General features: G+C 71.9%; 9 protein-coding genes. 6 read left to right on the plus strand and 3 right to left on the minus strand.

Annotated elements, in window-relative coordinates; genetic code table 11:
* Positions 1 to 15 precede the first annotated feature (15 nt).
* The 3 genes from ACIRB1_RS37795 to ACIRB1_RS37805 all read left to right on the plus strand — a co-directional run bounded on the left by ACIRB1_RS37795 (position 16) and on the right by ACIRB1_RS37805 (position 3,204).
* Positions 16 to 738, plus strand: a complete 723-nt coding sequence (locus tag ACIRB1_RS37795) for a DNA alkylation repair protein (RefSeq protein ID WP_403468703.1) — start codon at positions 16 to 18, stop codon at positions 736 to 738.
* A 284-nt stretch (positions 739 to 1,022) separates the two neighbouring features.
* Entirely contained in the window at positions 1,023 to 2,192 is a 1,170-nt protein-coding gene (gene tuf / locus ACIRB1_RS37800; protein ID WP_403468704.1) for an elongation factor Tu, read from the plus strand.
* 166 nt (positions 2,193 to 2,358) lie between these two features.
* Entirely contained in the window at positions 2,359 to 3,204 is an 846-nt protein-coding gene (locus ACIRB1_RS37805) for a spermidine synthase (RefSeq protein ID WP_403468767.1), read from the plus strand.
* Here ACIRB1_RS37805 and ACIRB1_RS37810 read toward each other — a convergent pair.
* Both ACIRB1_RS37810 and ACIRB1_RS37815 read right to left on the minus strand, forming a co-directional pair.
* Positions 3,166 to 4,497 carry an MFS transporter gene (locus ACIRB1_RS37810; RefSeq protein WP_403468705.1) on the minus strand — a complete coding sequence of 444 codons (1,332 nt, stop codon included), beginning with the start codon at positions 4,495 to 4,497 and terminating at the stop codon, positions 3,166 to 3,168. The two genes, ACIRB1_RS37805 and ACIRB1_RS37810, sit on opposite strands and share 39 nt — an antisense overlap.
* 62 nt (positions 4,498 to 4,559) lie before the next feature.
* Positions 4,560 to 5,579 carry a hypothetical protein gene (locus tag ACIRB1_RS37815; RefSeq protein ID WP_403468706.1) on the minus strand — a complete coding sequence of 340 codons (1,020 nt, stop codon included), beginning with the start codon at positions 5,577 to 5,579 and terminating at the stop codon, positions 4,560 to 4,562.
* A 164-nt stretch (positions 5,580 to 5,743) separates the two neighbouring features.
* Between ACIRB1_RS37815 and ACIRB1_RS37820 the strand changes: the two genes are divergently transcribed.
* Entirely contained in the window at positions 5,744 to 6,181 is a 438-nt protein-coding gene (locus ACIRB1_RS37820) for a DUF4442 domain-containing protein (RefSeq protein WP_266776222.1), read from the plus strand.
* A 108-nt stretch (positions 6,182 to 6,289) separates the two neighbouring features.
* Here the strand turns inward: ACIRB1_RS37820 and galU are convergent, their stop codons facing one another.
* Entirely contained in the window at positions 6,290 to 7,252 is a 963-nt protein-coding gene (gene galU / locus ACIRB1_RS37825) for a UTP--glucose-1-phosphate uridylyltransferase GalU (protein WP_403468707.1), read from the minus strand.
* A gap of 364 nt (positions 7,253 to 7,616) precedes the next feature.
* Here galU and ACIRB1_RS37830 point away from each other — a divergent pair, with 364 nt between their 5' ends.
* Both ACIRB1_RS37830 and ACIRB1_RS37835 read left to right on the plus strand, forming a co-directional pair.
* A complete protein-coding gene (locus tag ACIRB1_RS37830) occupies positions 7,617 to 9,488 on the plus strand; it encodes an RICIN domain-containing protein (RefSeq protein ID WP_403468708.1) in 1,872 nt (623 codons plus the stop codon).
* A gap of 271 nt (positions 9,489 to 9,759) precedes the next feature.
* Complete coding sequence (locus ACIRB1_RS37835; protein WP_403468709.1) at positions 9,760 to 12,240, plus strand: beta-glucosidase; 2,481 nt, start codon at positions 9,760 to 9,762, stop codon at positions 12,238 to 12,240.
* The last annotated feature ends 82 nt before the right edge of the window (positions 12,241 to 12,322 follow it).

Genomic DNA, 12,322 nt, shown 5'->3' on the forward strand with positions numbered 1-12,322 from the left:
CGTATGGTTCGTCTCATGAGCGTCACAGGTGCGGGCACCGTGCGGGTACCCGGCAGCGTCCTCGCCGACACCGTGCTGGAGCGGCTCACGGCCACGTACGCCGCCGCGGCCGACCCGGAGCGGGCCGCGTCCATGCGGGCGTACATGAAGGACGTGGCGCCCTTCCTGGGCCTCACCACACCCCTGCGCCGCACTCTGTCCCGCACGGTCCTGGAGGGCACACCCCGCCCCGACGAGGCCGACTGCACCGCGATCGCCCTGCGCTGCTGGGAGTTGCCGGAGCGGGAGTACCAGTACTTCGCCGTCGACTATCTGCGCCGCCATGTGAAGCGGTGCACGTCCGGCTTCCTGCCCGTCGCCCGGCATCTCGTCTCGGCCGTCCCCTGGTGGGACACCGTCGACGCACTCGCCTCCCACGTGGTGGGAGGCCTCGTCGCCGCCGATCCGGAGCTGGTCGGTGACATGGACGCGTGGATCGTGGACGAGGACATGTGGGTCGCCCGCACGGCCCTCCTCCACCAACTGCGTTACAAGGAGCGCACCGACACCGAGCGCCTCTTCGCCTACTGCCTGCGGCAGTCCGGGCACCCCGACTTCTTCGTCCGCAAAGCGATCGGCTGGTGCCTGCGCGAGTACGCGAAGACGGACCCGGAAGCGGTACGCGGCTTCCTGGCGCGGGAGAAGGGGCGGTTCGCGCCACTGTCGGTGCGTGAGGCGCTGAAGAACATCGGGGCCTGAGAGCGCCGAGGGACCGGTGGGGGAGCGAACTCCCCGGCCCGCGAAAACCATTCGACTCGGAGCAGGGCGTCGGCGATGATCGCCTCATGTTCCGGTACGCCTTCCACCTCGCAGCACCCGCCGTCGCGGGTGCCACGAAGGCTGCCGTTCCCCCTCCCCTCGCCGCCGTCGACGGCGCCCGAAGCTGACCCTCTCCGGATCGTCCGGCGGACCCCGCAGGGGGAGGGTCGGCGAGTCCTCGGGGTCCCCGCTTTTCACCTCTGGAGAGGCTTCGAGGTACAGCCATGCCCAAGACGGCATACGTGCGCACCAAACCGCATCTGAACATCGGCACCATGGGCCATGTCGACCACGGCAAGACCACCCTGACCGCCGCCATCACCAAGGTCCTCGCCGAGCGCGGGGCGTCCACCTTCGTACCCTTCGACCGCATCGACCGGGCGCCGGAGGAGGCCGCGCGCGGCATCACCATCAACATCGCGCACGTCGAGTACGAGACCGACACCCGGCACTACGCCCACGTGGACATGCCCGGCCACGCCGACTACGTCAAGAACATGGTCACCGGCGCCGCGCAGCTCGACGGGGCGATCCTCGTCGTCTCCGCGCTCGACGGGATCATGCCGCAGACCGCCGAACACGTGCTGCTCGCCCGGCAGGTGGGCGTCGACCACATCGTGGTCGCGCTCAACAAGGCCGACGCGGGCGACGACGAGCTGACCGACCTGGTCGAGCTGGAGGTCCGCGAACTGCTCACCGCGCACGGCTACGGCGGCGACGCCGTGCCCGTCGTCCGGGTGTCCGGTCTCAAGGCCCTTGAGGGGGACCCCCGTTGGACCGCCTCGATCGACGCGCTGCTCGACGCCGTGGACACGTATGTGCCCATGCCCGAGCGGTATCTGGACGCGCCGTTCCTGTTGCCGGTCGAGAACGTGCTCACGATCACCGGGCGTGGGACGGTCGTCACGGGGGCGGTCGAGCGGGGCACGGTCCGGGTGGGTGACCGGATCGACGTGCTCGGCGCGGACCTGGACACGGTGGTGACCGGCCTGGAGACCTTCGGCAAGCCCATGGCGGAGGCGCAGGCCGGGGACAACGTGGCGTTGCTGCTGCGGGGTGTGCCCCGGGACGCCGTTCGGCGGGGGCATGTCGTCGCGGCGCCCGGGAGCGTGGTGCCCCGGCGGCGGTTCTCGGCGCGGGTGTACGTCCTGTCGGCGCGCGAAGGCGGTCGTACGACCGCTGTGTCCACGGGGTACCGGCCGCAGTTCTACATCCGTACCGCGGATGTCGTCGGGGACATCGACCTCGGGGAGGCGGTCGTCGCGCGGCCGGGGGACACCGTCACGATGACGGTCGAGCTGGGGCGGGACGTGCCGTTGGAGCCGGGGCTCGGGTTCGCGATCCGTGAGGGTGGGCGGACCGTGGGAGCCGGGACGGTCACGGACGTCGACTGAGGGGCTGGGTGGTTGATGGGGCGTGGGTGGCTGCGGGGCCGTTGTGGCTGGTCGCGCAGTTCCCCGCGCCCCTTTCGGGGCGCCTCCCTGGGCCGGAGCCGAGACCGCACCGGCACCGGGGGCAAGCCGTCACCGGCACAATGGACCCGTGAACGAATCCCTTCCCGTGGACGAGCCGATACCCGTTACCCGGGATGTCGATCACGGCGTCGCCAAGCTCATGCCCGACGTGGACCGCGACCGTGCCTGGCTGCTGACCGTCGACGGGGCTCCGCAGTCCTACGTGGATCTGGACGAGCCCACGCACCTGGAGTTCGAGTACGCGCGGCGGCTCGGGCATGTGCTGGACGTCGTCGCCGAGCCGGAGCTGCCGCTGGACGTGCTGCATCTGGGCGGTGGGGCGCTCACGTTGCCCCGGTACGTGGCCGTGACGCGGCCCGGGTCGCGGCAGGACGTGGTCGAGGCGGATCGCGGATTGCTGGAACTGGTCGCCGAGCACCTGCCGTTGCCGGAGGGCTCCGGTGTGACCGTGCACGGCGCCGACGCGCGTGCCTGGCTTGAGGCGGCGCCGGACGGGTCGGCCGACGTGATCGTGGCCGATGTGTTCGGCGGCTCACGGGTCCCGGCGCACCTCACGTCCCTCACCTACGCCCGTGCGGCGGCCCGCGTCCTGCGTGCCGACGGGGTCTACCTGGCCAACCTCGCGGACGCCGCCCCCTTCGCCTTTCTGCGTGCCCAACTCGCCACGTTCGGCGCGGTGTTCCAGGAGCTGGCCCTCATCGCGGAACCGGCCGTCCTGCGCGGCCGGCGCTTCGGCAACGCGGTGCTCGTCGCCTCGCGGCAGCCGGTCGAGACGGCGGCCCTGATCCGGCTCGTGGCCTCGGACGCGTTTCCCGCGCGGCTCGAACAAGGGCTCGCGGTAAGGGAGTTCATCGGTTCGGCGCGACCCGTCCGGGACGAGGACGCCGTTCCGTCACCCGAGCCCCCCGACGGGGCGTTCGGCATCGGCTGATGGGTTCGCCGTCGGGTCCGGCCGCCCCGCAGGTGTCGAAACGGTGCGTCGCCGCAGGTTCCGTACCTCCGGTACGCACAGCGCCGCCCCGGTGACCAGCGCGACCAGCCCCGCGCAGCCCCACAGCGCCGCCGTACGCCCGAAGGCGGACTCCGCGGGGCCCGCCGCCGCTGCCGCGAGCGGCATCAGGGCGATCGAGCCGAACCAGTCGTAGGCGGAGACGCGGGAGAGTTTCTCCTCGGGGATCTCCTGGTGCAGGGCGGTCATCCAGCTCACCCCGAACACCTCCACCGTGGCGCCCGCGACGAACATCACCGCGTAGAGGACGCCGACCGGGACCGGGACGGCGAGCGCGGCGGACGGGAGGGCCAGGGGGAAGATGCCGAGCATGCCCGCGAGGAGCAGACGGCGGGGTCTCCAGCGGGTCATCAGCAGAGCGCCCGCGACCGTGCCCGCGCCGAACGCGGCCAGGGCCAGGCCCCAGGGACCCGCGCCGCCGAGGCTGTCGCGGGCGACGAGCGGGCCGTAGACCGCGTCCGCCGCGCCGACGACCGCGTTGGCGACGGAGAACGCCACGACGATCGACCACAGCCAGGGGCGGCCGGTGAACTCCCGCCAGCCGTCCCGGAGATCGGCCAGCATCCCGCCGCCCGGTGCGCGCGCCGGGATGTGGCTCACGTCGAGGAAGGAGCGGAGTCCGCCGGCGACCGCGAAGGCCGCCGCGTCGACCGCGAGCACCCAGCCCGGACCGACCGCCGCGACCAGGGCGCCGCCGAGCGCGGCACCGCCCAGGGACGCGCCCTGCATCGCCATCCGGAAGACCGCGAACGCGCGGCCCGCCTGTTCACCGCTGACCGTGGACATGAGCATGCCCTCGGCGGCCGGGCCGAAGAACGCCTGTCCGGTGCCGCCCAGCGCGGTCAGCAGCATCATCTGCCAGAGGCGGGGTTCGCCGGTGAGGACGAGCACGGCGAAGGCCGCCTGCGAGACGCAGCTCAAGGCGTTCGCCGCGACCATCACGCGGTGGCGCGGCACCCGGTCCGCGATCGCGCCGCCGATCAGCAGGAACAGCACCAGCGGCAGCGTGCGCGAGGCGGCCACCAGGCCCACGTCACCGCCGTCGCCGCCCGCCTCCAGCACGGCGAACGCGGACGCGATCAGCGCGCCGTTGCCCCCGAGACCGGTCGCCACCGCGGCGGCCGTCAGCAGCGAGTAGTTGCGGCCCGCCCAGTCGGGTCGGCTCGGTCGGCGGGAGGCGGGGGCGGCGGTCACCGGCCGACTATCGCCGCCCATGCCGCACCCCGCCAAACGAATTGCCGCCGGAACCGGGCCGAACGGTCAACGACCCGCGGCCGTCAGCTCGTTGCGCCCGTCGGGTCCCCGTGCAGCCGGACGGTGCTGAGGATCTTCTGGATCGTCGCGTCGGGGATCTCCTCGCTGACGCCCTTCGCGCCGTAGAGGGTCCAGGAGACGAAGTCGTCCGCCGAGTTCTTGAAGGCGAACGTGGTCGCCTTGCCGTCGGAGGAGCACTTGCCGGTCTTCGGGACGCCCGTCGTGTACGACGTGGCGACGCTGCCCTTCACACCGGACGTCGTCGTGTACGGCTTGGCCGCGCCGATCTTCAGGTACTTCTTGGACGAGTCCTTCTGGTCCGTGTACCCGCCGAACGCGAACGCGGCGGCGTCACCGCGCGCGGTGCTCGCGGTGTCCTTCGCGCCGTCCTCGCCCTTGGTGCCGCTCGACGCCAGCGACGAGGTCTCCTTGGTGCCGTCCTTGTTGTCGTCGGACTCGCACCAGTTCTCCTTCAGATAGGCAGGCGCGGAGAAGCCGATGTACGGGGAGCCGTCGCCCTTCACCTGGTCCTCGAAGAAGGAGAACGTGCCCGGCTTGCCGACCTGCCAGTCGGCGGGGACGTCGAACGCGGTGCCGTACTTCTGGTTGACGACGACCTTCCAGCCCGCGATCGTCGGCTTCTCCGTCTCGTTGCCGCGCGGGTTGTCGTCCGAACCGGAGGAGGACGCGCTCGGGTCGGCGGACGTCGAGGGCGACTGGCTCGCCTTGTCCTTGCCGCCGTCCGCCTTGTCGTCCTTGTTGCCGCCCAGGACCAGGAATCCGGTCACGCCCGCGGCCACGACGACGGCCGTCGCCGCGATGATCGCGATCAGTTTCGTCCGGTTCCCGCCACCCTGCGGCGGCACGGGCGGCTGCGGTCCGCCCGCCGGACCCGGCGCGCCCCACTGCGGCTGCTGCCCATAGGGAGGGGGCTGCTGGTAGCCGGGTTGCTGATACGGATTCGGCTGCTGGTACCCCGGCTGCTGGTACGGGTTGTCCTGCGGGTTCTGCTCGCCCCCGGGCGGCTGCTGTCCTGGCCACATGGGGGGTAACCCTAGTGCGGCCCCGGACACGGTTGGGTCACCGCCCCTTGTCAGGGTCGTACCAACTCCCCGCCGAGGGGACGGCCGCGCGCGGTGTGCGGGCGCACACACCTGGCCAGAAGTGGCTACTCGTGGGTAACATCACCGTCATGAGTGCTGACCAGATGTCGATAGGCGAACTGCTCGCCGCCACGGTGCCGATGGTTCGGACCCTGAACCTGGAGTACCTGGAGACCAGTCCGGAGCGGGCCGTGCTGGCCCTGCCGGACCAGAGCGAGTACCGCAATCACGTCGGCGGACCGCACGCCGGCGCGATGTTCACCCTCGGTGAGTCCGCCAGCGGCGCGATCGTCCTCGCCGCCTTCGGCGACCAGCTCTCACGGGCCGTGCCGCTCCCGGTCAACGCCGAGATCGCGTTCAAGAAGATCGCCCTCGGCCCGGTCCGCGCCACCGCGACCCTCGGCCGCCCCGCCGCCGACGTCGTCGCCGAACTCGACGCGGGCCGGCGCCCCGAGTTCCCCGTCACCGTCGCCATCCAGCGGGAGGACGGCGCCGTCACCGGCGAGATGACGGTCACCTGGACCCTCCGCCCGAACGGCTGAGCGCCCCCACTCCGTGACGGGGTCCGGTCGTGGCCCACAACGAACCGACTCCGCTACGAGGGCCCGGTCATCGCCTGCCGATGACCGGGCCCTCGTAGCGCGTGAGGTTCAGGCCGCGATCCGCGCGCCGTCGCTCTCCCCGGCCTCGCCGCTCTCCAGTCCCGCCACGAACTCCTTGAGCCAGGCGACGAATTCGGGCCCCAGGTCGTCACGGTCGCAGGCCAGCCGGACCACCGTGCGCAGGTAGTCGGCCTTGTCGCCGGTGTCGTAGCGCAAACCCTTGAAGACGACTCCGTGGACCGTGCCCGAGGCGGCCAACTCCTGGAGGGCGTCGGTCAGTTGGATCTCGCCGCCGCGGCCGGGCGGGGTGCGTTCCAGGGTGGGGAAGATCGACGGGTCGAGGACATAGCGGCCGATGACGGCGTAGCGGCTCGGCGCGTCCTCGCGGGACGGCTTCTCGACGAGGCCGGTGACGCGGACGACACCCTCCTCGCCGGTCGGCTCCACGGCCGCGCAGCCGTACAAGTGGACTGATTCCTCGGGGACTTCCATCAAGGCGACCACGCTGCCCGCGTACCGTTCGCGGACGTCCAGCAGCCGGCTGAGCAGGGTCTCGCGCGGGTCGATCAGGTCGTCGCCGAGCAGGACGGCGAACGGCTGGTCGCCGACGTGGTGGCGGGCGCACAGCACCGCGTGCCCGAGGCCGAGCGGGTCGCCCTGGCGGATGTGGTGGATGTCGGCGAGGCGCGCGGGATCGCGTACGGCGTCCAGGTGCACGGTGTCGCCCTTGGCGGCCAGGGCCTGTTCGAGCTCGAAGGCGTGGTCGAAGTGGTCCTCGATGGCGCGCTTGTGCCGCCCGGTGACCATCAGGATGTCGTCCAGTCCGGCCGCGGCGGCCTCCTCGACGACGTACTGGATCGCGGGCTTGTCGACGACCGGGAGCATCTCCTTGGGTGTCGCCTTGGTCGCGGGCAGGAACCGCGTGCCGAGCCCGGCGGCCGGCACGACCGCCTTGCGGACCGTGGGGACGCGGGCGGGTGCGGGGGTGGCTGAAGAGTGGGGGGCGATCATGCGGCCCATGGTGGCCCACGGTGATGAGAGCACCCCGGGAGAAACGTCGGAGTTCCCTGTGTGCCGCCCGTAGTTTGCGGGGGAGTTGGAGATTTCGTGCAGACGCCTGTGGATACCCGCGGTAACCAATCTGAATTCGCTGCGTTTTGAACATCGGTCACTCGAACTGCTTGTTTCCTGTCAGCCGCTTGTGCGAGTGTGAGCCACCTTGTGGGACCGGCCGTCAGAAGGCATCAGAAGGCAATGGTCGGGGTCGTCGCCTCCGGCACCTTCTGACATCTCATAGGTATGCACCAATCAAGTACCTGCTTTCCGAGGGCGGGCATTCCGTGTGCCGTCCTGCGGCTTGGAAGGAAATGGTTCCGTGCAATCCCCCTACCCCCCACGCCCGCCGTTCGCGCCCCTCCCCGGACCGCACCCGGGGGAGTCCGACCGCAATCTCGTCGCGCAACTCGGCGACAAGGCCGCGGGCACCCGTGCCGTGGCACTCCTGCTCGCACGCCACTGGCAGGCGACAAGCGAATATGCCGTCATCTGCCTCGCCACCGCCGACAGTTCGGCGTCCATGGTGGCCACCGCCGCCTTCCACCAGGTCCTGGCCGGTCGGGTCACCGGCGGCGCACTTCGGCCCCAACTCCTCGTCGCGGTACGGGAGATGGTGAAAGCCTGGGCGGCGGACGAGCGAATCGCCGCTCTGCTGCCGGAACTTCGTAAACCCATCGGCGCCCGAGGTCTACGCGCGGCGAGGCCCGGCACCCCGGAAAGGCGGAAGCTCGCGGAACGGGCTTTCGGCGCGCTGTCCGGAGCCTCCCAATGCCTGCTGTGGCACACCGAGGTCGAGGCCGAACCCATATCCGTACCGGCCGGTCTGCTGGGCGTCGACGAGGTCACCGCGGCTGCCGCCCTGGACCGGGCCCGAGAGCAATTCCGGCAGGGCTGCGCACGCGCCCATAAGGAACTCGCGCCCACCGCGGAATGCCGTCACTACAACCGGCTCCTCGACGTCCCGATCCGTCGCGGCGGCAGCTTGCTCCCTGATGTGCAACGGCATCTCATGACATGCCGCTACTGCCGTTTCGCGGCGGAGCAGTTGAGCCATTTCGACGGCGGCCTCGAAGTGCTGCTCGCCGAGACCGTCCTCGGCTGGGGCGCCCGCCGCTATCTCGACTCACGGCCCGGCCGCAGGACCCCCGACGCCCCTGCCCGCCCCGCCCGCCGACCGGTGGGCCGCCACCGCCCCTCGCCGGACGGCCGGCTGAGCTTCCCGCGCCGGCATCCCAAGGCCGCGCTCGTCGGCGTGGGCCTGACCTCCCTCGCCCTGCTCGCCACCGTGCTGGTCTCCAAGGGCTGGAGCGAAGGGGACAACACGCCCGATCCGCACGTCACTTGGGGCGCCCCCAGCGGCAGCTCGACCCACCCGAGCCCCGTCGGCGCCCCCTCGTCCGACGGTTCCGCCGGGTCCGCCTCGACAGCCGGCGCGGCCGGGACGGGAGTCGTCCAGCAGGGCGTCCTGCGCAGCCTCGGCTCCGGCCTCTGCCTCGGCATCCCGGGCGACCGGGTACGGTCCGGCACCGCCGTCACCATGGCGGCCTGCTCGAACACCGGTCGCCAGCAGTGGTCCTACGACCAGGACGGCCTGCTGCGCAGCCTCACCGACCCGGGACTCTGCCTCGCCACCGACACCACCGCGCGCACGGTCACCCTGGCCGGCTGCCTGGTGCACGCGGGCGAGGTGCACTACGACCTCACGGTGCGCGGCGAGTTCCTGCTCCGCTGGAGCCAGGAGCTGGCCGTGACTCCCGCGACCGGCAAGGCCGGGTCGCGGGTCGTGGTCGCGGACCGGGACGGCTCCGCCCGGCAGCAGTGGGCACTGGAGTCCGCCGCCGACGCACGGGTCAAGCCGGGACTACCGGCCGGGGAGGGGGCGGGAGCGGGACAGGGCTCGCCCGACGGGCGGAGCACGGCGCCGGAGAACGGCGCGGCGCCACCGCCCGCGCCGCCCGGGGGAGCGCCCGAGGACGGCGCGCCGCCTTCCGCGGGCCTACCGCAGCAGGGCAGGCCGGAGCTCGCGCCGCGGGCGGCACAGGTCGCGTGCTGCGACACGAGCGCGCCGGAGCCCGCGCCCGCGGGCGGCGACACGGGGGGCGGCGCCGGTACCGCTGCCGTGCGGCCGCTGACGACGGTGGTGGGGGCCGCCGTGGACACCGTCACCTCACTGGTCCCGGTGCTTCGCTGAGCCACGGCGCACGATCCGCGGGGCCGCCCCGGCATGGGCGGCCCCGCACTCTTGTCATCCTTCGGTTCTTGTGGGCTCGTGGTCGATTCCTGTTCGACTCATTGACACGAGTCAGTGACGGTCATAGTTTTCCCGCCGCGTCACTGGTGCCAGGCGGGTCGTCACGTCGGAGTCCGCACAGGGTGCGTTCAGATACCGAACGCGGTCCGGGGCAGCAGGGCGCACCAGCGGTTCACAACGTCGTGCCCGCACACCGAAGGAGTGACGGCTCATGACCGACACCGTGTCCCGGCGATCCGCCCTGCGTCTGCTGGGCGGCGCGATCGCGGTCGCCAGCGCGGCGACCACCGGACTCGTCTCCCCGACGCACGCGTACGCCCAGGCCAGACCCGAGGCGGGGGCCGGCCCCCGCGTGGAAGGACTCCTGGCCAGGCTGACCCTCGACGAGAAGATCTCCCTCCTGCACGGCGCCACCGACCCGGACTCGCTCGGCCAGGCCGGCTACCTCCCCGGCGTCCCCCGCCTGAAGATCCCGCCCCTACGGCTCACCGACGGACCGGCCGGCGTCCGCGTCACCGCACACGCCACCGCCCTCCCGGCGCCCGTCCTGCTCGCCTCCGCCTTCGACCCGGACCTCGCCCGCCGCTACGGCCAGGTCGTCGGCCGTGAGGGCCGCGCCCTCGGCCAGGACGTCCTGCTGTCCCCGATGGTCAACCTGATCCGCACCCCGTACGCGGGCCGCAACTTCGAGACCCTCAGCGAGGACCCGCTGCTCGCCGGTGACCTGGTCGCCGCCGAGATCAAGGGCATCCAGGGCGAAGGGCTCATCGCGACCGTCAAGCACTTCGCGCTGAACAACCAGGAGAAGAACCGCGACTCCATCGACGTGCGGGCCGACGAACAGACCATGCACGAGCTGGAGTTGAGGGGATTCGAGGCGGCCGTCGAGGTCGGCGCCGGCGCGGTGATGGGCGCGTACAACAAGGTCAACGGCACCTTCGCCTGCGAGAACAAACCCCTCCTCACCGACATCCTGCGCGGTCAATGGGGCTTCGACGGCTGGGTGATGACCGACTGGTTCGCCGCGCACAGCACCGTCGCCGCGATCACCGCTGGCCTCGACATGGAGATGCCGGACGGGATGTACTTCGGGGCACCCCTCAAGTCGGCGGTACAGAACGGCAGTCTGCCCGAGTGGTACGTCGACCGCGCGGTACGCCGGATCCTCGGCGTGATGGACCGGTTCGGGCTCCTCGACGGCAGCGTGCCACCCCGCCCCGCCCGTAACGCGAAGGCGGGCGCGGCCCTGGCCCTGGAAGTCGCCAAGGCGGGCGCCACCCTGCTCCACAACGAGAACCGCACCCTCCCGCTGACCGACGGCGGTTCCATCGCGGTGATCGGACCCACCGGCACCCTGCCCTTCGTCAGCGGCGGCGGCAGCGCGCACGTCGTACCGGACCACGCCGACAGCCCGCTCGACGCGATCAGGGCACGGGCCGGCGCGCGGACCCGGGTGACGTACACACTCGGCGAGGACCTCTTCGGCAAGGCCATTCCCGCGTCCGCGTTCACGCCGGCCTTCGCCAGCGAGGGCCTGCGGGTGGAAGCGGGCAAGACCTGGCAGTACGACGGCTCGCTCACCGTGACCGAGCCCGACGAGTGGACGTTCGTCCTGCACTTCGACTCGGCCCCCGCCGCCCGTCCCCAAGTCCTCCTGGACGGCCAGGAGTTGTTCCCGCTGGCACCCGGCTACGGCGAGTACTTCTCCGGCGGCCTGGTCTCCACCGCCCCCGACGGCCTCGCCGTCCGCCGCAAGACCCTCACCCTCACCCGGGGCACGCACACCCTGAAGATCACCGCCCAGGGCGGCGACACGGGACTGCTGTTCCGGCTGCGCCGCATCACCACCGCGACCCGCGCGCAGGACGTCGCCGAGGCCGCCACCGCGGCACACGCCGCCCGAAGCGTCGTCCTGTTCGCCTACGAGGACGCGACGGAGGGCCTCGACCGCGACACCCTCGAACTCCCCGGCAACCAGGCCAGGTTGATAGCGGCGGTCACGGCGGCGAACCCGCGCACCACCGTGGTCCTCAACACCTCGTCGGCCACGTCGATGCCCTGGCTGGCGAAGACGGGCGCGGTCCTCCAGATGTACTACCCGGGTCAGGAGGGCGCCGCCGCCACCGCCGCCGTCCTGTTCGGCGACTGCGACCCCGGTGGCCGGCTCACCCAGTCCTTCCCCGTCGACGACACCCACCACCCGGTCGCCGGCGACCCCCTCCGCTACCCGGGGGTGAACGGCACCGAGGAGTACTCGGAACGCATCCACGTCGGCTACCGCTGGTACGACGCGGAGGGCGTCCGGCCCCTCTACCCCTTCGGCCACGGCCTGTCGTACACCTCCTTCTCCTACGGTGACGTGTCGGCGCGGTGGACCGGACACGGGCTCGACGTGACCTTCACGGTCCGCAACACGGGCCACCGGGACGGCATCGCGGTGCCGCAGATCTACGTCGGCCGCTCACCCGACCTCCAACTCGACCAGGCCGTGCGGGTGTTGGGCGGATATCGACGACTCGCGCTGCGGCGCGGCGAACGGCGGCGGGTCACCGTGCGGGTTGCCGCGCGCACGCTGTCCTCCTGGGACGTGAAGCGGCACGCGTGGGCGCTGGGGACCGGGCGGCGTTCGGTGTGGGTCGGGGCGTCCGCGGGGGATCTGCGGGAGCGGACGAGTGTCGTGGTGAAACGGTGAGGCAGGGAGCAGCCGGCCGGGGCACGGGAGGGCGATCCGCAAGATAAGGTAAGCCTTACTTGAGTGGTGGAATCGTTGGAGG

Source organism: Streptomyces sp. NPDC096013, from assembly GCF_044763565.1.
In the GTDB taxonomy this organism is placed as follows: Bacteria; Actinomycetota; Actinomycetes; order Streptomycetales; family Streptomycetaceae; genus Streptomyces.

Excerpts from the sequence above, each read along its gene's own strand:
- ACIRB1_RS37835 (WP_403468709.1), top strand. The coding sequence starts at position 9,760 with ATGACCGACACCGTGTCCCGGCGATCCGCCCTGCGTCTGCTGGGCGGC.
- ACIRB1_RS37795 (WP_403468703.1), top strand. The coding sequence starts at position 16 with ATGAGCGTCACAGGTGCGGGCACCGTGCGGGTACCCGGCAGCGTCCTC.
- ACIRB1_RS37815 (WP_403468706.1), bottom strand. The coding sequence starts at position 5,579 with ATGTGGCCAGGACAGCAGCCGCCCGGGGGCGAGCAGAACCCGCAGGAC.
- ACIRB1_RS37810 (WP_403468705.1), bottom strand. The coding sequence starts at position 4,497 with ATGGGCGGCGATAGTCGGCCGGTGACCGCCGCCCCCGCCTCCCGCCGA.
- ACIRB1_RS37820 (WP_266776222.1), top strand. The coding sequence starts at position 5,744 with ATGTCGATAGGCGAACTGCTCGCCGCCACGGTGCCGATGGTTCGGACC.
- tuf (WP_403468704.1), top strand. The coding sequence starts at position 1,023 with ATGCCCAAGACGGCATACGTGCGCACCAAACCGCATCTGAACATCGGC.
- galU (WP_403468707.1), bottom strand. The coding sequence starts at position 7,252 with ATGATCGCCCCCCACTCTTCAGCCACCCCCGCACCCGCCCGCGTCCCC.